The sequence below is a fragment of the Sphingomonas jeddahensis genome, assembly GCF_001981525.1.
Classification (GTDB): domain Bacteria; phylum Pseudomonadota; class Alphaproteobacteria; order Sphingomonadales; family Sphingomonadaceae; genus Sphingomonas; species Sphingomonas jeddahensis.
In genome coordinates this window covers 282,367-302,416 of the sequence record NZ_MPSB01000001.1, presented here as the reverse complement: position 1 = coordinate 302,416, position 20,050 = coordinate 282,367, and the positions used below count along the sequence as shown (strand labels likewise).

The following is a 20,050-nucleotide window of genomic DNA, read 5'->3' as shown; positions in this document are numbered from 1 at the left end:
GTCAAGCCCGGGGTGACGAGTGGGGTATTAGGTAAATGTCAGTCACTAAGCCACGATCCGCACCGGCACACCCTTCGACGCCGGCGTCTTCGACTCCTCGTCATGGTACCACAAGGGCACCAGCGAATTGGTCTCCGGATAATAAGCCCCGATGCACCCGCGCGGCAGCAGATAGGGGGTGACGGTCAGCCCATCGACTTGCCGGTGCTCGCCGTCGTCGGCATCGCTGGCGAGGCTCACCACCTGTCCCTCGGTGAGGCCCGCCGCGGCGATATCCTCCGGATTCATCAGCACCACGTCGCGCGTGCCCTCGATGCCGCGCAGGCGGTCCGAATAGCCGTAGATCGTGGTGTTGAACTGGTCGTTCGACCGCAACGTCATCAGCCGCCAGCGCCCCTCCTTGTCGCCGACGCCGAGCGCGGACAGCGTCTTGGGCACAGTGAACTCCGCCTTGCCGCTCTCCGTCTTCCAGATACGCTCGCGCGCGCTGTTCCCCTTGTAGAAGCCGCCGGGCGTGAAGACGCGCGCGTTGAAGTCGGCGAACATCTCGGGATAGGTCTCCTGGATCAGCTCGCGGATCAGGCCATAATCGGCAGTCCAATCGTCCCATTTCGCGTTGGGGTTGGGCGGCAGCGTCGCCTTTGCCATGCCGCAGACGATTGCGACCTCGGACTTGAGCTGCGCGCTCGCCGGCGTGATGTTGCCCAGCGAGCCGTGGATGCAGGACAGCGAATCCTCCATCGTCACCGCCTGGTCGCCGGTGATCTGCGCGTCGCGCTCCGACCGGCCAAGGCAGGGGAGGAGATAGGCGACCTCCCCGTTGATCAGGTGGCTGCGGTTCAGCTTGGTGGCGATCTGCACGGTGAGCCGCATGGTCTGCCAAGCCGCTTCCATCTTCACCTGCTCGGGGATTGCGCGCACGAAATTGCCGCCCAGGCCGATGAACGCTTTCACCTCGCCGGAAATGATCTTCTCGCACGCTTCGACGGTGTTGAGACCCTTTTCGCGCGGCGGCTCGAAGCCGAATTGTTCGGCGAGCTTGTCGAGCGGCACCAGCTCGGGCTTTTCGGAGATACCGACGGTGCGCTGGCCCTGAACGTTGCTGTGCCCGCGGATCGGCGAGATGCCCGCGCCCTCACGCCCGATATTGCCCTTCAGCAATGCGAGGTTCACCATCGCAGCGAGGTTCTCGAAGCCATGGACGTGCTGCGTCAGCCCCATGCCGTACATGAACACGGTTCGCTTGGCGTCTACATAAACGTCCGCCGCTTCCTCCAGATCGGCACGCGCGAGCCCGCTCTCGCGCTCGATCTCGTCCCACGACAGCGCCTCGGCGTAGCGCTTCACCTCCTCGAAGCCGTTGGTGTGCTGGGCGAGGAAATCCACATCCAGGACATGCACCTTCTCTTCGCGCCACTTGCGCTCCTCGGCGGCGAGCACGTGCTTGATCATGCCCATCAGCGCGGCGATATCGCCGCCCGCTTTCACCTGAAGGTAGAGCGAGGAGATGTCGGTGTGCTTGCCGGTGAGCATCTCGACGGGGCTTTGCGGGTTCTTGAACCGCTCCAGCCCCGTCTCGCGAATCGGGTTGAAGGTCACAATCTTTACGCCGCGGCGCACCGCCTCCTGCAATGGATGGAGTAGGCGCGGAGCGTTCGATCCGGTGTTGTGCCCGAAGAAGAAGATCGCGTCGCATTTGTGCAGATCTTCGAGCACGCAGGTGCCGACCGGAGAGCCGATCACCTTCTTCAGGCCCACTGAGGTCGTCTCGTGGCACATGTTGGAGCTGTCGGGCAGGTTGTTGTGCCCGTACATGCGCGCGAACAGGGCGTAGAGGTAACTCGTCTCCAGGCTGGCGCGGCCCGAGGCGTAGAAGACGGTCGACCCGGGATCGTGCATCTTCAGCTCCGTGCCGATCGCCGCGAACGCCTCGTCCCAGCTGCACGGCACATATTTGTCGAAGGCGCGATCGTAGCGGAGCGGATGGGTCAGCCGGCCCTGCTGCTCGAGATCGTAATCCTTCCATCCCTTGAGTTCGGTGACCGTGTGTTTGGCGAAGAACTCGGGCGTGCAGCGTCGGGTGGTGTTTTCCCACAGTGTCGCCTTGGCGCCATTCTCGCAGAATTCGAAGGTGTGCGGATGGGCCGGCTTGGTCCAGGCGCAGGACACGCACATGAAGCCGCCGGGCTTGTTCTGGCGCCGCAGGGTGTCCAGCGCGGCCGGCGTCGGGCGTTCGCGGGCCAGCACTTCCGTCATGCCGCGGACCGAACCCCAGCCGCCGGCAGCGCCCTCGTAATGAACGGTATCCTTCTCGTCGGCCACAATCTGCCTCCCGCGCCAGCCGTTAAAGGCTGACAACGCGGGGCGACGTGATTGGATCACCGAAGACGTGTATGATGCGGATCATGGACGACGAGCAACCGCCGGCCGATACCAAGCTCACCCGCTCGAAGCAGCGCTGGGCGAGCGAGCGCAAGTTCATCACCGGCGCGCGTGTCGCGGACGACCGGCTGCCGCCGGGACAGCATCTGGTGCGCGACTGGCCGGTGCTCGATCTCGGCCGCCAGCCCGATGTGTCGCTCGATCGCTGGCGATTGACGGTGAAGGGGCTGGTCGCGCGGCCGGTGACGCTCGACTGGGCGGCGTTCCTGGCGCTGCCGCAGACCGATCTGCGCAGCGACATCCACTGCGTCACCACCTGGTCACGCTACGACAATGACTGGGCGGGGGTCTCGACGCACGATCTGCTCGATCTGGTCGAGCCGCGCGACGAGGCGGCGTTTGTCATGCTGCACGGCTATGATGGCTATACCACCAACGTCCCGCTCGCCGACTTCGGCTCACCGCAGGCGCTGATCGCCCGGACGTGGCAGGGCAAGCCGCTGACGCGCGAACATGGCGGCCCGGCACGGCTGGTGATCCCGCATCTGTACTTCTGGAAAAGCGCCAAGTGGATCAGCGCGATCGAGTTCCTCGGCGCCGACCGCCCCGGTTTCTGGGAGGTAAATGGCTATCACATGCGCGGCGATCCCTGGGCGGAGGAGCGGTATAGCTGAGACGAACCTAATCTTTCTTGCCGAGCTGGCCGAAGCACGGGCCAGCAGTGCGTCGCTTCCAACTCCCTCAAACAGGCTCCAGGCGAAGCGAGGGGGGGGGGGGTCAGTTCGTCCGTTGCCCAAGGGCGTGCGCCGCGGCGACCACCGCAATCAGCAAGATGGCCGCGTTCACCTGATGCGCCACGGCAATGGTGATCTGAACGCCCGTCAGCAGGGTCGCGACGCCCAACACAATCTGCAGACCCGTGAGCAGGATTACCGCGCTCCACGCGTTCACCGCGCCGCGTCGCCGAGCCGCGAACGCCAGCCAAACGACCCCGCTTGCGGCCGCAAAGGCGAACCAGCGATGGACGAATTGCACCACGACCGGATTGTCTGTGAAATTGCGCCAAGCCGGATAGAGCATTGGAGCTTCGGCCGGGAAAAACGTATCCCCCATCAACGGCCAACTGCTGAACGCATAGCCGGCGTCAAGCCCCGCGGTGAAGGCGCCAAGCACGATCTGCAATCCGAGCAGGGACAGCGCCAGCATTCCGAGCGGCGGCAGCGCAGCGGGGCGGGCGAGGGGGCTGCGCGCAAGGTTGCCCAGGTCGAGCGCAGTCCAGACCACGCCAACGAGAATCAGCAGCGCCGCCGACAGATGTACTGCGAGCCGCACATGGCTGACGTCTGTCCTTACCGACAGTCCGGACACGACCATCCACCAGCCGATCGCTCCTTGCAGTCCGCCGAGCGCGAGCAGCGCAAGGAGGCGCGGCCCGTAACCGCGTGGAATCTGCCGCTTCACAGCGAACCACAGCAGCGGCAGCGCGAAAGCGAGGCCGATGACCCGTCCCAACAGTCGGTGAATATACTCCCAGAAAAAGATAGCCTTGAACCCGGCGAGTGACATGCCGTGATTGATCTGCTGATATTCGGGGATGCGCTGGTAATTGGCAAACTCCGCCTGCCATTGCGCATCGTTGAGCGGCGGGATGATCCCGCTGATCGGATTCCACTGCGTGATCGACAGCCCCGATTCGGTCAGGCGCGTGATCCCCCCAACAGCCACCATCAAGACGATCAGTGCGGCGACGAGGTAGAGCCACCGTGCCATGGCAAGTGGGCGCGCAGAAACACGAAAGCCGGGGCTGGGCTTGAGCATGTGGTTCTGTAGGAGTCCGGCGCCACCTCGGCAATGCCGAGCGACAGCCTTGTCGAACGATTATCGATATGTAACGTTGTATCCTCGCGAGTGCGTCGCTACATGCCGTTTCGATGGCAACGTTGTTCCACCCCGCCAACACCTCGCGACTCGATCGGCTGGCGATTGTCGTGTCGGGGCTTTGCGTGGTTCACTGCGTCGCCAGCGCCGTGCTGATTGCCGTGTTGTCGGCCTTTAGCGGACTGCTAGTCGACCCGATCTTCCACGAAGTTGGTCTCGTTCTCGCGATCGGTCTAGGCGCCATGGGCTTGGGCCGCGGCGCGTTGCAGCACGGTTATCTCTGGCCTCTCGCGGTGGGGTCGCTGGGGCTCGGCATCATGGCGGGGGCGATGACGCTGCCGCATGACACGGGGCTGGGTCATGCTGGCGAAGCGTTCTGGACGATCGTAGGCGTCGGCATCCTTGCTCTGGGGCATGACCTGAACCGACGCGCCGACGCTTGACGATCATTTTGTCTCGCGTAATGCTGCCGCCAGCGAGGCAGTTGCGCTGCCGCGCCGCGCCGGTTGCGGTTGATCGGGCGAAGGCGCCCAGCCGGTCAGGAAGATGATCTCGAACCGCTCGGTCGTTCGGCCGTCCGGATCGGCCGCACCGGCGAAGGCGGCAGCGAGGCGGGCGAGCGTCTCGCGTGCGAGCGGCCGCCGCTCGGCCAGCACGTTACTCGCCGCCATGCCGCGTAGATCATCGAATAACCGACCGATGCTGCCATAGCGAACTCGTAACGTTTCTGCGTCCGCCACCGGCAGCGCGAAGCCGGCACGCATCAGCAGGTCACCGGCGGATCGCACGTCGATCTGCGGATGAAGGCGCGCCACCGGCCGATCCCCCTCCGCCTCTCGTAGCGCGCTGCGGAGGGAGGAGAGGGATCCTCCGCCAAGGAATGCGCCCAGAAAAAGCCCGTCGGGGCGTAGTACTCGTCGCGCGAGCGTGAGCGCACCGGGCACGTCATTGACCTGGTCAAGCACGCCGGCGCTTACGACAAGGTCGAATGAGCCGTCGGCAAACGGCAGGCGATCCTCGTCGCCCTGCACGCCGCCCGCCGCGCGCGCAAAATCAAGGCCTGCATCCAGACTAGCGACCCGCGCACCTTCCGGCGCCGCGAATCGGCCGTCGAAACTGCCGAGGTCGAGCACGTCGGCGAAGCTACGCTTCACGCTTGCTAGTCGTTCCGCAATACCGTCGAGCATTGCCTCGTGAATGAAGTCGTGGGCGGCATAGGTCGGCACTGCGCGGTTCCGGCGCTGGCGACGGGCGGCACGATCGAAAATTTCCGGTGCGGTCATGAGGGCGGCTTGTGCGCGCGTCGGGTCGGCGCGACAAGCATAAGCGATGCTCGCGGCGCTGCTCCAACCGATGATTGGCCTGGCCTTGCCGCCCCGCTGCGCGGCATGCGGTGCGATAACCGACAGCGATCATCGCTTCTGCGGGTCTTGCTGGGCGTCGCTCCGCTTTCTCGGGCCGCCTTGGTGCCCGGGCTGCCACACGCCGTTTCCTCACGACCGGGAAGATGATTCTCTTTGCGGCGCGTGTCTTGCGAGTCCGCCGATGCACGCGGGGGTAAATGCGGCGGTCGCCTACGGGCGCGTCGCACGCGACGTGGTGCTTCGGCTGAAATATGGCGGGCGAGCCGCCTTTGCCGATACCGCGGCGCGGTTGATGATGCGTCACTTGCCCCGCGATGCGGAGCTGTTGCTGCCGGTGCCACTCCACCGGTGGCGTCTGTGGTCGCGCGGGTACAACCAGGCCGGCTTAATCGCCGCGTCACTGTCTCGAGCGAGCGGGGTGGCTTGGGCCAGCGATTTGCTGGTCCGCCGCCGGGCGACGCCCGTACTGAAAGGGTTGGGTAAGGACGGCCGTCGCCGCGCAGTAGCGGGCGCGTTCGCCGTGACATCAGCGGGCTGCGCGCGCATTGCTGGCCGCCGTATCGTGTTGGTCGACGATGTTTACACCAGCGGCGCAACCACCGGAGCCTGCGTGTCGGTGCTGCGGGCAGGCGGCGCCGCAAGCGTGTCGCTCCTGTGCTGGGCGCGCGTGATCGACGGTGCAGCCGATTGACATTCGGGCGTTCCGTCCACACGTCAGTACGATGGCACAGGTTGAAATCTACACCAAGGCGTGGTGCCCTTATTGCGTGCGCGCCAAGCAATTGCTCGCCAGCAAGGGGGTCAAGCCGACCGAATTTGACATCACGCTGGGCGGGGAAAAGCGGGCCGAAATGATCGATCGTGCAGGCGGTCGCACCACCGTGCCGCAGATCTTCATTGATGGCCGCCATGTCGGCGGTTCGGATGACTTGGCCGCCCTGGAAGGTGCGGGCAAACTCGCCGCGATGCTCGCCGCCACGCCATGAAGGCGGCGATCCTGCAAATGACCAGCGGGATCGATCCCGCTGTCAACGCCCGCATGCTCGTTGAAGCGGTGGGGGTTGCCGCGGCCGACGGGGCGACGATGCTGTTCACGCCCGAAATGTCCGGGCTGCTCGATCGCGATCGTACGCGTGGTGCAGCTTCCATCCAGCGGGAAGAGAATGATCAAGTGCTCGCGGCCGTGCGGGAGGCCGCTGCCCGCACCGGCCTGTGGGTTCATCTCGGCAGCCTGGCGCTGCGGCGTGATGACGGACGGTTGGCGAACCGCGGCTTTGTGATCGACGGATCGGGCGCGATCCGCGCGCGCTACGACAAGGTTCACCTGTTCGACGTCGATTTACCGACTGGCGAAAGCTGGCGCGAGTCGGGGGCCTATGCCGGCGGCGAGGCGGCGGTGGTGGTAGAAACGCCACTTGGCCTGCTCGGTTTATCGATCTGCTATGACCTGCGATTCCCCGATCTTTACCGCGTGCTCACCAGCGCTGGCGCAACGATCCTCGCCGTTCCCGCGGCCTTCACGCGGCCGACCGGCGCGGCGCACTGGCACGTGTTGCTGCGTGCCCGCGCAATCGAGTGCGCCGCCTTTGTGATTGCCGCGGCTCAGACCGGCCGCCACGCGGACGGGCGCGAGACTTATGGTCACGCGCTCGCTGTTGATCCCTGGGGCGAAATCATGTGCGACATGGGGGAGGCCCCCGGGCTATCATTTGTCGAAGTCGATCCGGCCCGCGTTGAAGAGGTTCGCCAACGTATCCCCGTGATCGCTCATCGTCGCCCGAGCCCGCCGATCAGCGTCGCAGCATGATCGTTTTCGATTTGCGTTGTGGTGAGGGCCACGTCTTCGAATCGTGGTTCGCCTCTTCCGCTGCCTATGCGGAGCAGCGCGATCGTGGCTTGGTTGGCTGTCCCATGTGCGGTGCGACCACGGTCGAGAAGGCGGTGATGGCTCCTAACGTCGCCGCGAAGGGCAACAGCCGTCCGGCGCTCGGACCTGAAACCGTGAAGGCCGCACTCCAGGCACTAGCGGCGGCGCAGAGCCGGGCATTGAAAGGATCGCGCTGGGTTGGCAGAGGCTTCGCTGCCGAAGCCCGCTCCATGCACCTCGGGGAACAGGCGCAGGAGGTGATCCACGGTCAAGCCACCGCCGCTGAAGCCAAGGCGCTGGCTGAAGAGGGCGTTCCAATCACGCCGCTGCCGCTGCCTGTTGTTCCGCCGGAGGAAGCGAACTGACCAGCCGCTCAGCAGAAGGTAGCAAATGGCGCGCCCGGCTGGATTCGAACCAGCGGCCCCAAGCTTAGAAGGCTCGTGCTCTATCCAACTGAGCTACGGGCGCGCACAGTCGGTGCGTTAGCGCGGATTGCGGCGTAGCGAAACCGTTGCCATGATCAGGGCATGGTCGATGTTACGCCGAGCCGCGTCGCTGCCAACGCGCTGCGCGGTCACAGTTTGCGCTATTATGATTTCGTGATGGCGGCGTTCGTGGCCGTGCTGCTGCTGTCGAATGTACTCGGCGCTGGTAAGGTAGCGCAAATTTGGCTGCCGGGCGTTGGGTACTGGCCGTTTGGCGCGGGCATTCTGTTTTTCCCCGTCAGTTACGTGATCGGTGACGTGCTGACCGAAGTCTATGGCTACGCACGGGCGCGGCGGGTGATCTGGGCAGGCTTTGGTGCCACGATGTTCATGGCGGCGATGGCGTGGGTGGTTGTCGCGCTGCCGCCAGCGCCTGACTGGACCAACCAGGAGGCGTACGAATCGGTGTTCGGGCAGGTGCCGCGGATCGTCTTCGCGAGCATGTGCGCCTTTTGGGCGGGCGAGTTCGTCAATTCCTATGTGCTTGCGCGGATGAAGCTTGCGACCGGCGGGCGCCATTTGTGGATGCGGACCATTGGATCGACCATCGCGGGGCAAGGGATCGACAGTTTGATCTTCTACCCACTTGCCTTTCTAGGGGCAGAGGGCTGGCCGACCGGGCTCGTTATTACCGTGTTGTTCACGCAATGGGCGCTCAAGGTGGCCTGGGAAGCGCTGTTGACGCCGGTGACTTATATCGTGGTGGGCTGGCTGAAGCGCGCCGAGGGGCTGGATGTGTTCGACGACGGCACGGATTTCACGCCGTTCGGCGCAAAGGTCTGAGCCGTCAGCCTGCGATCTCCAGCAGCCCTTCGAACAACCGGCGTCCGTCGGTGCCGCCGTGTGCGCCCTCAATCCGGCGTTCGGGGTGCGGCATCATGCCAAGGACATTGCCGGCATCGTTGAGAATGCCCGCAATTCGACGTGCCGATCCGTTGACCTCCTCGCCGTAACGGAATGCGACCCGGCCTTCGCCTTCGAGGCGATCGAGCGTTTCCTGATCGGCGACGTAATTGCCGTCGTGGTGCGCTACCGGAACCTTGATCGTCTCACCGGCAGCATAGCGGCTGGTGAAGGCGCTTTGGCTGTTATCGACCGTCAGCGCGACATCGCGGCAGACGAAATCGAGACCGGCGTTCCGCATCAGCGCCCCCGGCAGCAAACCGGCTTCGGTCAGCACCTGAAAGCCGTTGCAGACGCCGAACACCGGCATCCCACCGGCAGCCTTGTCCGCCACCGCTCGCATGATCGGTGAGCGCGCCGCCAGGGCACCAGAGCGCAGATAATCGCCATAGGAGAACCCGCCCGGAACCGCGATCAGGCCAAGCCCCACAGGCAGCTCCGTCTCGCGGTGCCAGACCATGATCGGTTTAGTACCGGTCACGCCTTCCAACGCGACGGCCAAGTCGCGATCGCAGTTGGAGCCGGGGAAGACGACAACGGCCGTCTTCATGCGCGCTCGATCCGGTAATTTTCGATCACCGTATTGGCGAGGAGCTGACGGCACATGGCATCGATCTGGGCATCGTCCACTGTGTCGGCAAGGTCGAGTTCGATCAGCTTGCCGACGCGAGCGCCCTCGACCCCGGCAAAGCCGAGGCCGGAAAGGGCGTGTTCGATGGCCTTGCCCTGGGGATCAAGAACGCCAGGCTTCAGCGTGACATGGATGCGCAGCTTCATGGTGTGTCCGCTATTCGATGCCGGGCCGGATCGCAACCGATCCGGCGATGGTCACTTGCCGCGTTTTTCGCGATGCTCGGCCATGTCGAGGACGGCGGTTTCCCCGCCCTCCGGCAACAGGCCCAGCCGACGCGCGACTTCCTGATAGGCCTCGACCTCGCCGCCTAAGTCACGACGGAAGCGATCCTTGTCGAGCTTCTCGTTGGTCTGCATGTCCCACAGGCGACAGCCGTCCGGGCTGATCTCGTCCGCCAGGATGATGCGGCCGTAGTCGTTGTCCCAAATGCGGCCGAACTCGAGCTTGAAGTCGACCAGGCGGATGCCGATGCCGGCGAACAGGCCGGAGAGGAAATCGTTCACGCGGATCGCGAGATCGGCGATGTCGTGCATCTCCTCCTGGCTGGCCCAGCCGAAGGCGGCGATATGCTCGTCCGAGATCATCGGATCGCCGAGCGCATCGTCCTTGTAGCAATATTCGAGGATCGTGCGCGGCAGCTGCGTGCCTTCCTCGATCCCCAGCCGCTTGCTGAGCGAGCCGGCGGCGACGTTGCGGACGATCACCTCGATCGGCACGATCTCGACCTGGCGGATCAACTGCTCGCGCATGTTGAGGCGCCGGATGAAGTGCGTCGGCACGCCGATGTTGCCGAGCAGGGTGAAGATATGCTCGGAAATCCGGTTGTTGAGCACGCCCTTGCCGTTGATCGTGCCCTTTTTCTGGGCATTGAAGGCGGTGGCATCATCCTTGAAATATTGGATCAAGGTGCCGGGTTCGGGACCCTCGTAGAGGATCTTTGCCTTGCCTTCGTAGATCTGCCGGCGCCGCGCCATCGCATCACCCCTGAAATGGATAGCCCCGGCGACGCGACGAGATCGGCGCGGCCGGGGCGGGAATCGGCACGGCGTATAGGGTAACGGAGACGGGGGTGCAATCATGCCCACGGACGCGGTGAGTTGCAGGTTCTGCAATCGAATGTTGAGGAAGTTGAGACGCTGGCGCGGTTTTGCGCGAATGTTGAGGCGTGGAACTCTGCGCCTCCGTCAGCCGAGGCTGATCCAAAGCCGCGTTGTCTCGCACGCAGGCTGAATAAGAGGACCTTCGGCTCGAAGGCTGCACGACGGGTGTGGCGTGTGACACGCTCGTCGCATGTAGGACAGCGGGCGGAACGGTTGTGGAACATGGCTCCTGCCTGCTAGCACGCAGCCCATGCCGACTGACGCGACCGTGCTGCCGCCCGACAATCCGCCCATCGGGGTGTTCGATGCGCCGTTCGATTCCGCATTGTCGGAACGGTATCTCGTCTATGCGCTTTCGACGATCACTGCGCGGTCGCTGCCCGATGTTCGCGATGGCCTTAAGCCCGTTCACCGGCGTCTTCTTTGGGCAATGCGGCTGCTGCGGCTCGATCCCACGCAGGGGTATAAGAAGTGTGCGCGCGTTGTCGGCGACGTCATTGGCAAATACCACCCGCACGGCGACCAATCAGTCTATGACGCGATGGTGCGGCTCGCACAGGATTTTGCGCTCCGTTATCCGCTGGTCGATGGACAGGGCAATTTCGGCAACATCGACGGGGATAACGCCGCCGCATACCGGTACACCGAGGCGCGGCTGACGCAGGTCGCGATCGACCTGATGGACGGGCTGGACGAGGACGCGGTTGCGTTCCGTCCGACCTATAATGGCGAGGAGCAGGAGCCTGAGCTGTTCCCGGGCCTGTTTCCCAATCTGCTGGCGAACGGCGCCAGCGGCATCGCCGTAGGCATGGCGACGTCGATCCCGCCGCACAACGCCGCCGAGCTGCTGGACGCCGCCATCGCATTGGTCGATGATCCCGCCGCCGATCCGCTCGTCTTCGTCCAAGGACCGGACTTTCCCACGGGCGGCCTCCTGGTCGACCCGCCGGCGATCATCCGCGAGGCTTATGCCACCGGGCGCGGCGCTTTTCGCGTGCGCTGTCGCTGGAGCGTGGAGCGCGAGAAGGGCGGTGGCTGGCAGATCGTCGTCAGCGAGATCCCTTATGGCGTGCAGAAGGGCAAGCTGATCGAGCAGATTGCTGGGCTGGTGAACGACAAGAAGTTCCCGATCCTGGCCGATGTTCGGGATGAATCCGATGCCGAGATCCGGCTGGTGCTGGAGCCGCGCAGCCGCACGGTTGATCCCCAAGTGTTGATGGACGGGCTGTATCGGTTGTCCGACCTGGAAGTGCGGGTGCCCTTGAACCTCAACGTGCTCGACGCGCAGCGCACGCCGCGGGTGATGAGCCTGGCTCAGGCGCTGTCCGCGTGGGTGGAGCATCAGTTCGTGGTGCTTCGCCGGCGCACCGAGCATCGGCTGGCCAAGATCGCCGACCGGCTCGAGCTGGTGAAGGGCTATATCGTCGCCTTTCTCAACCTCGATCGGGTAATCGAGATCATCCGCACCGAGGATGAACCCAAGGCGGTGATGATGGCCGAGTTCGACCTGACCGACCGGCAGGCCGAGGCAATCCTCAACATGCGGCTTCGCAGCTTGCGGCGGCTGGAGGAAATGGAGCTGAAGCGCGAGCAGGCCGCGCTGGAGAAGGAGCAGGCGAGCCTTCAGCTGCTGCTCGGTTCCGACCAGCGGCAGCGGACGCGAATGAAGAAGGATCTGGAAAAGATCCGCGATCGCTATGGCCCGGACACGACGTTGGGCAAGCGACGATCAACGCTGGAGGAAGCGGCGCCCGCGCGTGACATCCCGCTGGAGGCGATGATCGAGCGGGAGCCGATCACCGTGATCCTGTCGCAGCGCGGCTGGGTGCGCGCGATGAAAGGCCATGTCGATCTTGCCTCCGCCGAGACGCTGAAGTTCAAGGAGGGCGATGGGCCGGCGTTCGCCTTTCATGCGCAGACTACCGACAAGCTGTTGCTCGCGGCCGAGAATGGGCGGTTCTACACTTTAGGGGCGGACAAGCTGCCCGGCGGGCGCGGCTTCGGCGAGCCGGTGCGCGCGACCATCGACCTTGAGGGGAATGTCGGCATTGTCCGGCTGCTCAAAGCCGAGCGCGATAGCAAGTTGCTGGTCGCGGCGAGCGACGGGCGCGGTTTCATCGTGCCGGTGAACGAAGTCATCGCTGAGACGCGAAAGGGCAAGAATGTCGTGACTCCGCGACCGGGCGCGAAGCTTGCAGTGGTCCGGCCGGTTTCCGTCGAGGATGATTATGTCGCGGCAATAGGCGACAATCGCAAAATGGTGGTATTTCCACTTGCCGAGCTGCCCGAAATGACGCGAGGACAAGGATCGCAGCTCCAGCGCTATCGCGACGGCGGGCTGAGCGATGCGATCACCTTCAAGTTCGCCGAAGGGCTGAGTTGGCCAATGGGCGGGGGCACCGGACGAACACGGACCGAGGCCGATCTGTCGCCGTGGCGCACGGCGCGCGGTGCGGCAGGACGGATGCCGCCGACCGGCTTCCCGCGGGACAACCGCTTCGCCTGACGGGCATGTCGGATGGGCCGATCGGCACCGGCGGTCCGGGTTTAACCAAACTTAACCTGGCTTGCTTTACCGGCAATGCAATGCCTTCGGTCGCCGCACCTGTCCTGGTTCATGACTCTCCCCTTGTTGCTGCCGGACACACGGCCGCGGAGGGGGCGCTCGAGTTGCTGCCAATCGCGGCGGTAGTTGTCGGCGTGGATCATGGCGAGCTGATCTTCGAACTGCCTAATGCCGTGTTTCGCCTGCTCAGGCTCGGCACCGAAGCCACGACGTCCGCTTTGTCCCGTGATCTCGGTGAGCGAATCGCGGCCTTTCTGGACGGAAGCAGCCTGCGTGACCAAATGCCATGGCAGGTCGGCGATTCGGTGGAGCAGCGCTGGTTCGACGTAAGATTGTCGCGCATCGGCATGCGCGGACGGCGGCGCTGTCTGGTGACCCTGATCGACCAGACCGGCGAGATGCGCACGGAGGCAAGCCTTCGCCGCGAGATGACCACCGACAGCCTCACCGGGCTGCCCAACCGTGCCGGATTCGGGGACCGGCTGGAGGCGCGGATCGCCGCCGGGCTGACGAATTATGCGGTGCTGGTGATCGATCTCGATCGCTTCGGCAGGGTGAATTCCTGTCTTGGCAGCATGGCGGGCGACGAGATGCTGATCACCGTCGCGCGGCGGATCAAGGGATCGCTGCGCGCCAGCGACGTGCTCGGGCGGATCGGTGGGGACGAGTTCGGCGTGCTGCTGGCGGTGGACTCGGACCGCGAGGAGGCGGATCAGGTTGCACGGCGCATCCGCAAGGTGCTCTCCACGCCATTCCGGCTGAGCGATTTCGAGATCCGCGTCTCCTGCGCCATCGGCATGGCGTTTGGCGCCGACACGATCGGCGATGCCGAGGATGTGATCCGGCACGCCCAGTTCGCGGTGCGCCGTTCAAAGGAGACCGGGCAGGCCGAAGCTTATGAAACGCGGGCGTTGGATCGGGCTCGCGAAGAGTTCGCGATGGAAACTGCGCTTCGTCGCGCGATCGACGCGGGGCAATTACAGCTACACTATCAGCCGATCTGCGATCTGGCGACCGGGCGGGTGATCGCGTTCGAGGCACTGGCGCGCTGGGTGGGCGAGGACGGCCGCGATATTCCGCCGAGCGCGTTCATCCCAGTGGCGGAGGAATCGGGCCTGATCGTGCCGCTGGGGCGCTGGGCAATCGACGAGGCATTGCGGACGTTGGCGGTGTGGGACCGGCGTTTCAGCAGCACCGTTCAGATGGCGGTCAACATTTCGCCAATCCAGCTGCAACGAGATTGCCTGGCGCCAATCGTTGCCAGCGCGCTGGCAACACATGGGCTCGCCGGCGAACGGCTTAAGCTGGAACTGACCGAGAGCGCGCTGATCGCCGACCCCGACGGCAACGCCGAAACGCTGCGCGCGCTGAAGGCGACGGGCGCGACAATCGCGATGGATGATTTCGGCACCGGCTATTCCAACCTGGCCTATCTCCAGAAGCTGCCCATCGACATCCTCAAGATCGATCGCAGCTTCGTCACGGGCATGATGGCGGATCGGGACAAGATCGCAATCGTGCGCGCGATCCTCAGCCTGGCCACGACATTGGGCATGGAGACGGTGGCCGAGGGGATCGAGACGCACGATGTGGCGCAGACGCTGGCGGCGCTGGGCTGTACCTATGGCCAGGGCTATGCCTATGCCGCCCCGCTCAGTGCCGACGCAGCCTATGAATTGCTGGTGGCGCGCAATAGCTGAGCGGTAACCTCGTCTGCAATGGTAGCGACGCGGACGGTATCGGGGAAATCCTCTGCGAGCCAGCGGCTTTCAACGGCTCGCAGCGCACGGGCGACTTCCGGTCCGCGTTCGATGCCGCGCGCGACCAGATCGCCGCCGCTGATGGGCAGGCGGGGTGGAGTCCAGCCTTCGAGGTCTTGCAGTGATGCGCCGGCGATGAGCAGGCGGTCGGTCGCGATCTGCGGCCCGACACGATAGGCGAGCGCGCGCGGGCCCTCATCGCCGGGACCCTCGGTCGCGGCGATCAGGCGCTTGCGATCGGTGTTGGACAAGCGGAGCCGCGCGCCGACCGTTTCGGCCGACGCGCGTGGGATCAGCGCGGCAAGGCGGCGGATCGCGTCGGGGGGGATGCCGGCTTGTGCTTCGCGATCGGCGAGCGCTTCCAAGGCCGGGACGTCGGCGATCTCGGGCAGGACGGGTCGCAGGATGCCGCGCTCGACCATCAGCGCCACAACCGGAACGGCGCGCCGGGCCACGAGCAGCTTGAGCAGCTCCGCCGCGATCCGCTCGCGTGAAAGCGCCATCAGATCGTTGGCGCGATCGGCGCAGGCGTCTAGCCCGGCTTCATCGATTGCATCGCCGAAGCGCGCGTGGAAACGGAAGAAGCGCAGGATCCGCAGGTGATCCTCGGCGATGCGCCGATAGGGATCGCCGATGAAGCGCACCCGCCTGGCGGCGAGGTCGTCCATGCCGCCGAACCAATCGTACACCGCGCCGTCCAGCGGGTCGGCGTAGAGCGCGTTCATGGTAAAGTCGCGCCGGGCCGCGTCCTCCTGCCAATCGTCGGTGAAGGCGACGGTGGCATGGCGGCCATCCGTGGTGACGTCGCGGCGCAAGGTGGTGACTTCCACCACTGTGCCGGACGAAATGGCGGTGATCGTGCCGTGCGCGATGCCCGTCGGGATCGCTTTGATCCCCGCAGCCTCGAGCCGTGCGACCACCTCCTGCGGCGAATGGCCAGTGGCGATGTCGATGTCGGCGACCGGGAGCCCGAGCAACGTGTCGCGCACCGCGCCGCCGACATAGCGTGCTTCGCCCTGATCGGCACCGAGCGCGGCGGCGAGGCGGTGGAGGCCGGGACGATCGCGCCACGCGGCCAATGGCAGCATTACGCGCTCCATTGCAGCCGCCGGGCGAGATTGACGATCATCGCGGCGGTTGCGCCCCAGATGCGGTACTCGTCCCACATGATCTCGTAGTAGCGGCGCTCCCGGCCCTGCCATTGCATGCGCGCCTCGACGTGATTGGCCCGGTCCAGCAGGAAGTCGAGCGGGACTTCGAACACGCTCGCCACCTCCGCCTCTGAGGGGTGAAGGACAAGGTCCGGCGGGATCACGCCGACCACGGGCGTCACCGTGTAGCCGGTGCCGGTGCGATAGCGATCGGCCTCGCCCACCACAGTAACGGCGCAAGCGGGCAGGGCGATCTCCTCGTTCGCCTCGCGAAGCGCCGCCATGATGTTATTCTCGCCTGGGTCGAGTCGCCCGCCTGGGAAAGCGACTTGGCCGGCATGGTTGCGCAGCGTCTCGGTACGCCGGGTGAGGATCACGCCGGGATTGGGACGATCGGTGACGGGCACCAGCACCGCGGCGGGCTTCAGGCTGCCTTCGGCGGCAAGCGCCACATCGCCATGGTCCCCGGCGAGAAGAATCGTCTGCTGCGCCATGCCCTCGGTCAGCGCCCGGCTGAGCCGGTCTGCCAAGGACGTCATGTACCGGCCGGGGACGGCGCGATCGGGAAGAAAGTGCCGGCGCTCCAAACGCCGGGCGTGTCGCAGTCAGCGGACAATGCCAGGTTGGCGAGCTCGTAATAAACGGAGCGCGCGATCAGGGCCTCCAGACCATTGCCGATCGCGCCGCGCACGTGAACATACGGGCGTGGCCCGTCGTCATGCTCGTCGAATCGCAGCGGGTGATCGGCCGAGGCGGTCACCAGATCGCCGGTGTTGAGGCGGAAGGCGAGACGGGCGTTCTGACCCTCACCCTCGACCTTCAGCTCCACGGCAACGAACGGCGCGTCCTCGACCTCGATGTCGAGCTTTTCGACGGGAGTGACGAGCACATAGCCGCCATCCGGCTCGCGGCGCAGGATTCGGCTGAACGCACGCACCATCGCGGGTCGGCCGATCGGTGTGCCCTGGTGGAACCAGGTGCCGTCACGCGCAATCCGCATGTCGCTCGGGCCGCAATGATCGGGGTGCCAGCGCTCGACTGGCGGCAGGCGATCGGCCTCCGCAAGGCGGCCGATGTCGGCGATCGTCAGCGTATCGAAATCGGGTGGGGGCGCCATTGGCATGATGTGAGAGGTAGGGAAGGAGAGGCGCGTGGTAAAGATCAGGTGGGCGCGGCGATGCGCGGCCCGATCGTGCCGGCGCCTCCGGGCACGCCTTCGCCACGGGCCAGCAACCTACGGCGTTCCACGGGCCCAGGGAGGCGCCAGGCAGCAGTTCGATCCGCGCTGAACCCGAAAAAGCGGCCGTAATATTCAGGGTCGCCGATCAACATCGCAGGTTCACGGGGCAAGCGCGCCAAAGCCTCGGCGACGAGGAGCCGGCCGATTCCGTCGCCTTGCCGCTCCGGCTGCACAGCGACCGGTCCGACCAGCACCAGCGGTACGCGTCGCCCGTCATCGCCGCTGAACAGCACCGGCCAGAGCTGAATCGTGCCGAGCAGCCGGTCATCCTCTACGGCGGCGAGACTTGGGCCGGTGAGCGCGGGAACCCCCTCGCGCAGGCGATAGGCGGTGCGGCCGTGGCGGTCAGGGCCGAAAGCACGGTCGAGCAATTGCTCGACCAACGCGCCATCCACCTGTTCCAGCCCGATCATCTGGATCATCGCCACCTCCGCCCCGCCGATCGGGTGGCGCGCTCTACCGAGTGGCTGTGTGAACGCAAGTGGCATGGCGCGGGAACCACGTCGGCGCTAAAGGCGCGCCGTGGAAGACATGCTTGAACTCGAAGTGCATGATCTGGAAGTGCCGGTGCTTACCGGCATCTATTCAGAAGAAACGCACCTGCCGCAGCCGCTGCGAATCTCGCTATCCGTTTTGCTGGATGCGCCGGCGCGTTTCGCGCCCGACACGCCGCTGTCCGCCTCAAAGAACTACATGCACCTGAAGCATGCCGCAACCGACGCGCTGCCGCCGGGCGTCCACTTCACCTTGGTCGAAGCGGTTGCCGATCATATCGCCGAAACCCTGTTTCTGCAGGATGAGCGGGTGCGACGGGTCAAGGTGAAGATCGTCAAGCTGGCGATCGCGGAACAGGGCGAATCGATCGGGATCACCCTGGTCCGCCACCGTCGCTGACGGCGCTCAGCCGGCCGGCGCGGTGCGCCGGCACGGCCCCAATTGTTCCAGAACGAAACGATAATCCTCTTGCGCGACCGCCGCATTGTCGGGTTCGAGCGCCTGGGTGGCGCGCGCCGGCAGCGCGGGGGGCAGCGCGCAGGCGAGCCGATACCAGAGGAGCGTGTCGCGCTGCGGCGGCCCCGCCGCATCGTCGACGATCTCCGACAAGGCGACCGCCCAGCGGGGTTGTTCGCCGGGGCGCCGCAGAATGGAAAGCGACACTGGGCGCCTGTCGCGCGTCGTCAGGAATATCTGAGTTTCGCCTTCGCCGGGTAAGGAGCCGGGCACGTGAAAGGCGTTGCCAACGCCCGTGACGATGGGCGGCGCGTCAGGCGCCAGAACCTCCGCCGTGATTCGGCGGGTCAACGCGTCGAGCTCGGCCGTCCATCCACGCTGCGCCTCGGGCCCGATCAGCTGGAGTTGGGTCGCGCTGCCGGGCACGGGGCGGGCGAAAAGCAGCACGCGCGCCTTGCGATACTTGGGCTGGCGGCCGTTGGGCCCGAGCGGAGCATCGAGGACATAGCCGATCCGCGGCGGAATGGCGCCAGGTCCGCGGATCAGCGCGGTGACATCCGCCTCGACATAATAACGCACGGTGTTGGGGGGCACATTTGCGGCTTCCGCGCCCTTGATCCGCACGGTGGAGGTGATCGTCGCATCGAGCACGATCGGGCTGCCCGTCACCAGATCAACGATTTCGGCAAATGGGTATGGTGATGCGGCGCTGTTCGCGGGAGCCCCGGCCACCTGTTGAGCGGCGGCGTCGCGCGGCTGGCAAAGAAGCGCCGGAGCGGCGATCGTCAGGAGGAGCGCGGCGGTATTAAATGTTCGAACGGCCATGCCGTGGCGTTATGCGATCCTCTGCTGCTGATACAGAAATAAATCTGCCGCATGTCGATTGTACGTTTGTTGCGTCCGACAAAGCGTTTGCGTGTCGTTAAGGCGCGAGTTAGGACTAGCTCCGTGCAGGGGTTCCGTTTAGCCCCTGCCGACGGATCGGCACGCCCATTTCCGCCTTGCGGAAGCCGTGGCAGGCCGCCCGGCCCCTTTGGGCCATAGGGATTAGGGAGTGCTTTTGCTGAATGGCCTACTCTGACCAGAAGATGAGCGGGAGCAAGGTCGTCGCGATTGTGATCGTGGCGCTCGTCCATGCTGCTCTCGGCTACGCCTTCGTCACCGGCCTCGCGTTCCAATACGTGAAAAAGGTGTCGGAGAAGCTGAATACGTTCGACGTTGAGGAACCACCGCCCCCGCCGCCGGATGAGCCGCCGCCCCCGCCGCCAGACGTTCCGATGACGCCGCCGCCCGTAGTGGCGCCGCCGCCCATCGTGACTACGCCTGCGCCGCCGGTGACGATTGCCACCGTGCCAACGCCGCCGCCGGTTTACATTCCGACGCCGGTTGCGCCGCCTGCGCCTGCCCCGGCTCCGCCCGCTCCGCCGGCTCCGCCGGTGGTCAGCAAGGCGGCTGGTGCAAAGGGCAATCCTGCTGACTGGATTACCAACGACGATTATCCGCCCAGCTCGATCCGTGCCGAGGAAGAAGGCACGAGCGTGATCAAGTGGACGATCAACACGCAGGGCCGCGTCGAGAATTGTGTCGTGACCCAGTCGAGCGGTTCGAACGCGCTCGATCAGGCAGCCTGCCGCGCGCTGACGCGCCGTGGCCGGTATACGCCAGCGGTGGATGCGGCAGGAAATCCGATCTCGACCACCCAAACGCGGCGAGTCGTGTGGCGCCTGCCTCAGGACTGATCCAGACTTAAAAGAATCGCGCTTTTCAGA

22 protein-coding genes, 1 tRNA gene and 1 pseudogene are annotated in these 20,050 nt (G+C 65.3%); 12 read left to right on the top strand and 12 right to left on the bottom strand.

The window, feature by feature from the left end; all coding sequences use genetic code 11:
• Positions 1–45 precede the first annotated feature (45 nt).
• A complete protein-coding gene (locus tag SPHI_RS01375) occupies positions 46–2,322 on the bottom strand; it encodes an FdhF/YdeP family oxidoreductase (protein ID WP_083719584.1) in 2,277 nt (758 codons plus the stop codon).
• 83 nt (positions 2,323–2,405) lie between these two features.
• Between SPHI_RS01375 and SPHI_RS01370 the strand changes: the two genes are divergently transcribed.
• Positions 2,406–3,056: a sulfite oxidase-like oxidoreductase gene (locus SPHI_RS01370; protein WP_076743232.1), complete on the top strand. Its 651-nt coding sequence runs from the start codon at positions 2,406–2,408 to the stop codon at positions 3,054–3,056.
• Between the two features lie 103 nt (positions 3,057–3,159).
• On the opposite strand, the gene SPHI_RS01365 is transcribed toward SPHI_RS01370, so the two are convergent.
• Positions 3,160–4,152: a COX15/CtaA family protein gene (locus tag SPHI_RS01365; protein WP_076743089.1), complete on the bottom strand. Its 993-nt coding sequence runs from the start codon at positions 4,150–4,152 to the stop codon at positions 3,160–3,162.
• Positions 4,153–4,313: 161 nt separating this feature from the next.
• Here SPHI_RS01365 and SPHI_RS01360 point away from each other — a divergent pair, with 161 nt between their 5' ends.
• Positions 4,314–4,703, top strand: coding sequence for a MerC domain-containing protein (locus SPHI_RS01360; protein WP_076743088.1), 390 nt, complete (start codon positions 4,314–4,316; stop codon positions 4,701–4,703).
• A 3-nt stretch (positions 4,704–4,706) separates the two neighbouring features.
• Here SPHI_RS01360 and SPHI_RS01355 read toward each other — a convergent pair whose 3' ends face one another.
• The gene (locus SPHI_RS01355) at positions 4,707–5,543 is read right to left on the bottom strand and encodes a class I SAM-dependent methyltransferase (RefSeq protein ID WP_076743087.1); all 837 of its coding nucleotides are present in this window, start codon (positions 5,541–5,543) and stop codon (positions 4,707–4,709) included.
• A 46-nt stretch (positions 5,544–5,589) separates the two neighbouring features.
• On the opposite strand from SPHI_RS01355, the pseudogene SPHI_RS15440 reads away from it, so the two are divergent.
• The 5 genes and pseudogenes from SPHI_RS15440 to SPHI_RS01335 all read left to right on the top strand — a co-directional run.
• Positions 5,590–5,733, top strand: a pseudogene (locus tag SPHI_RS15440) (double zinc ribbon domain-containing protein); the annotation flags it as partial.
• A gap of 72 nt (positions 5,734–5,805) precedes the next feature.
• Positions 5,806–6,315, top strand: a complete 510-nt coding sequence (locus tag SPHI_RS01350; protein ID WP_332888898.1) for a ComF family protein — start codon at positions 5,806–5,808, stop codon at positions 6,313–6,315.
• Between the two features lie 31 nt (positions 6,316–6,346).
• Positions 6,347–6,610 (top strand): glutaredoxin 3, encoded by a 264-nt coding sequence (gene grxC / locus SPHI_RS01345; RefSeq protein ID WP_076743085.1) that lies wholly within the window; start codon positions 6,347–6,349, stop codon positions 6,608–6,610.
• The gene (locus tag SPHI_RS01340; RefSeq protein WP_076743084.1) at positions 6,607–7,431 is read left to right on the top strand and encodes a carbon-nitrogen hydrolase family protein; all 825 of its coding nucleotides are present in this window, start codon (positions 6,607–6,609) and stop codon (positions 7,429–7,431) included. The genes grxC and SPHI_RS01340 overlap by 4 nt, the downstream gene beginning before the upstream one ends.
• A complete protein-coding gene (locus SPHI_RS01335; RefSeq protein WP_076743083.1) occupies positions 7,428–7,856 on the top strand; it encodes a DUF1178 family protein in 429 nt (142 codons plus the stop codon). Before SPHI_RS01340 ends, SPHI_RS01335 begins: the two co-directional genes overlap by 4 nt.
• Before the next feature lie 26 nt (positions 7,857–7,882).
• Here the strand turns inward: SPHI_RS01335 and SPHI_RS01330 are convergent.
• A tRNA-Arg gene (locus tag SPHI_RS01330) sits at positions 7,883–7,959 on the bottom strand.
• A gap of 59 nt (positions 7,960–8,018) precedes the next feature.
• Here SPHI_RS01330 and SPHI_RS01325 point away from each other — a divergent pair.
• Positions 8,019–8,759 (top strand): queuosine precursor transporter, encoded by a 741-nt coding sequence (locus SPHI_RS01325; RefSeq protein ID WP_076743082.1) that lies wholly within the window; start codon positions 8,019–8,021, stop codon positions 8,757–8,759.
• A gap of 4 nt (positions 8,760–8,763) precedes the next feature.
• Here SPHI_RS01325 and purQ read toward each other — a convergent pair whose 3' ends face one another.
• Genes purQ through purC form a run of 3 tightly spaced genes read right to left on the bottom strand, consistent with a single transcriptional unit; the run spans position 8,764 to position 10,487 of the window.
• Positions 8,764–9,429 carry a phosphoribosylformylglycinamidine synthase subunit PurQ gene (gene purQ, locus SPHI_RS01320; protein ID WP_076743081.1) on the bottom strand — a complete coding sequence of 222 codons (666 nt, stop codon included), beginning with the start codon at positions 9,427–9,429 and terminating at the stop codon, positions 8,764–8,766.
• Positions 9,426–9,656: a phosphoribosylformylglycinamidine synthase subunit PurS gene (gene purS, locus SPHI_RS01315; protein WP_076743080.1), complete on the bottom strand. Its 231-nt coding sequence runs from the start codon at positions 9,654–9,656 to the stop codon at positions 9,426–9,428. The genes purQ and purS overlap by 4 nt, the downstream gene beginning before the upstream one ends.
• A 51-nt stretch (positions 9,657–9,707) precedes the next feature.
• Positions 9,708–10,487, bottom strand: coding sequence for a phosphoribosylaminoimidazolesuccinocarboxamide synthase (gene purC, locus SPHI_RS01310; protein ID WP_076743079.1), 780 nt, complete (start codon positions 10,485–10,487; stop codon positions 9,708–9,710).
• 376 nt (positions 10,488–10,863) lie between these two features.
• Here purC and parC point away from each other — a divergent pair, with 376 nt between their 5' ends.
• On the top strand, positions 10,864–13,119 hold the full coding sequence (gene parC / locus SPHI_RS01305; RefSeq protein ID WP_076743078.1) for a DNA topoisomerase IV subunit A: 2,256 nt from the start codon (positions 10,864–10,866) through the stop codon (positions 13,117–13,119).
• Positions 13,120–13,199: 80 nt separating this feature from the next.
• Complete coding sequence (locus tag SPHI_RS01300; RefSeq protein WP_198927793.1) at positions 13,200–14,879, top strand: putative bifunctional diguanylate cyclase/phosphodiesterase; 1,680 nt, start codon at positions 13,200–13,202, stop codon at positions 14,877–14,879.
• On the opposite strand, the gene SPHI_RS01295 is transcribed toward SPHI_RS01300, so the two are convergent.
• Genes SPHI_RS01295 through SPHI_RS01280 form a run of 4 tightly spaced genes read right to left on the bottom strand, consistent with a single transcriptional unit; the run spans position 14,849 to position 17,752 of the window.
• Positions 14,849–16,027, bottom strand: a complete 1,179-nt coding sequence (locus SPHI_RS01295; RefSeq protein WP_408640465.1) for a CCA tRNA nucleotidyltransferase — start codon at positions 16,025–16,027, stop codon at positions 14,849–14,851. The two genes, SPHI_RS01300 and SPHI_RS01295, sit on opposite strands and share 31 nt — an antisense overlap.
• The gene (locus SPHI_RS01290; protein ID WP_076743076.1) at positions 16,027–16,629 is read right to left on the bottom strand and encodes a CoA pyrophosphatase; all 603 of its coding nucleotides are present in this window, start codon (positions 16,627–16,629) and stop codon (positions 16,027–16,029) included. Before SPHI_RS01290 ends, SPHI_RS01295 begins: the two co-directional genes overlap by 1 nt.
• Positions 16,626–17,213 carry a DUF1285 domain-containing protein gene (locus SPHI_RS01285; RefSeq protein ID WP_076743075.1) on the bottom strand — a complete coding sequence of 196 codons (588 nt, stop codon included), beginning with the start codon at positions 17,211–17,213 and terminating at the stop codon, positions 16,626–16,628. Before SPHI_RS01285 ends, SPHI_RS01290 begins: the two co-directional genes overlap by 4 nt.
• A 38-nt stretch (positions 17,214–17,251) precedes the next feature.
• A complete protein-coding gene (locus SPHI_RS01280; protein WP_076743074.1) occupies positions 17,252–17,752 on the bottom strand; it encodes a GNAT family N-acetyltransferase in 501 nt (166 codons plus the stop codon).
• Between the two features lie 100 nt (positions 17,753–17,852).
• On the opposite strand from SPHI_RS01280, the gene SPHI_RS01275 reads away from it, so the two are divergent.
• Positions 17,853–18,224: a dihydroneopterin aldolase gene (locus SPHI_RS01275; protein WP_076743073.1), complete on the top strand. Its 372-nt coding sequence runs from the start codon at positions 17,853–17,855 to the stop codon at positions 18,222–18,224.
• Between the two features lie 6 nt (positions 18,225–18,230).
• On the opposite strand, the gene SPHI_RS01270 is transcribed toward SPHI_RS01275, so the two are convergent.
• Positions 18,231–19,106: a hypothetical protein gene (locus SPHI_RS01270; protein WP_083719581.1), complete on the bottom strand. Its 876-nt coding sequence runs from the start codon at positions 19,104–19,106 to the stop codon at positions 18,231–18,233.
• Positions 19,107–19,348: 242 nt separating this feature from the next.
• On the opposite strand from SPHI_RS01270, the gene SPHI_RS01265 reads away from it, so the two are divergent.
• Positions 19,349–20,020, top strand: a complete 672-nt coding sequence (locus SPHI_RS01265) for an energy transducer TonB (RefSeq protein WP_076743072.1) — start codon at positions 19,349–19,351, stop codon at positions 20,018–20,020.
• The last annotated feature ends 30 nt before the right edge of the window (positions 20,021–20,050 follow it).

Bases quoted from the DNA above. Each gene is read 5' to 3' on its own strand.
- SPHI_RS01265 (WP_076743072.1), top strand. From the start codon at position 19,349: ATGGCCTACTCTGACCAGAAGATGAGCGGGAGCAAGGTCGTCGCGATT.
- SPHI_RS01360 (WP_076743088.1), top strand. From the start codon at position 4,314: ATGGCAACGTTGTTCCACCCCGCCAACACCTCGCGACTCGATCGGCTG.
- SPHI_RS01355 (WP_076743087.1), bottom strand. From the start codon at position 5,543: ATGACCGCACCGGAAATTTTCGATCGTGCCGCCCGTCGCCAGCGCCGG.
- SPHI_RS01350 (WP_332888898.1), top strand. From the start codon at position 5,806: ATGCACGCGGGGGTAAATGCGGCGGTCGCCTACGGGCGCGTCGCACGC.
- SPHI_RS01365 (WP_076743089.1), bottom strand. From the start codon at position 4,152: ATGGCACGGTGGCTCTACCTCGTCGCCGCACTGATCGTCTTGATGGTG.
- SPHI_RS01280 (WP_076743074.1), bottom strand. From the start codon at position 17,752: ATGATCCAGATGATCGGGCTGGAACAGGTGGATGGCGCGTTGGTCGAG.
- SPHI_RS01335 (WP_076743083.1), top strand. From the start codon at position 7,428: ATGATCGTTTTCGATTTGCGTTGTGGTGAGGGCCACGTCTTCGAATCG.
- SPHI_RS01370 (WP_076743232.1), top strand. From the start codon at position 2,406: ATGGACGACGAGCAACCGCCGGCCGATACCAAGCTCACCCGCTCGAAG.
- SPHI_RS01340 (WP_076743084.1), top strand. From the start codon at position 6,607: ATGAAGGCGGCGATCCTGCAAATGACCAGCGGGATCGATCCCGCTGTC.
- grxC (WP_076743085.1), top strand. From the start codon at position 6,347: ATGGCACAGGTTGAAATCTACACCAAGGCGTGGTGCCCTTATTGCGTG.
- parC (WP_076743078.1), top strand. From the start codon at position 10,864: ATGCCGACTGACGCGACCGTGCTGCCGCCCGACAATCCGCCCATCGGG.
- SPHI_RS01300 (WP_198927793.1), top strand. From the start codon at position 13,200: ATGCCTTCGGTCGCCGCACCTGTCCTGGTTCATGACTCTCCCCTTGTT.
- SPHI_RS01290 (WP_076743076.1), bottom strand. From the start codon at position 16,629: ATGACGTCCTTGGCAGACCGGCTCAGCCGGGCGCTGACCGAGGGCATG.
- purC (WP_076743079.1), bottom strand. From the start codon at position 10,487: ATGGCGCGGCGCCGGCAGATCTACGAAGGCAAGGCAAAGATCCTCTAC.
- purQ (WP_076743081.1), bottom strand. From the start codon at position 9,429: ATGAAGACGGCCGTTGTCGTCTTCCCCGGCTCCAACTGCGATCGCGAC.
- SPHI_RS01285 (WP_076743075.1), bottom strand. From the start codon at position 17,213: ATGCCAATGGCGCCCCCACCCGATTTCGATACGCTGACGATCGCCGAC.
- SPHI_RS01295 (WP_408640465.1), bottom strand. From the start codon at position 16,027: ATGCTGCCATTGGCCGCGTGGCGCGATCGTCCCGGCCTCCACCGCCTC.
- SPHI_RS01325 (WP_076743082.1), top strand. From the start codon at position 8,019: ATGGTCGATGTTACGCCGAGCCGCGTCGCTGCCAACGCGCTGCGCGGT.
- purS (WP_076743080.1), bottom strand. From the start codon at position 9,656: ATGAAGCTGCGCATCCATGTCACGCTGAAGCCTGGCGTTCTTGATCCC.
- SPHI_RS01270 (WP_083719581.1), bottom strand. From the start codon at position 19,106: ATGGCCGTTCGAACATTTAATACCGCCGCGCTCCTCCTGACGATCGCC.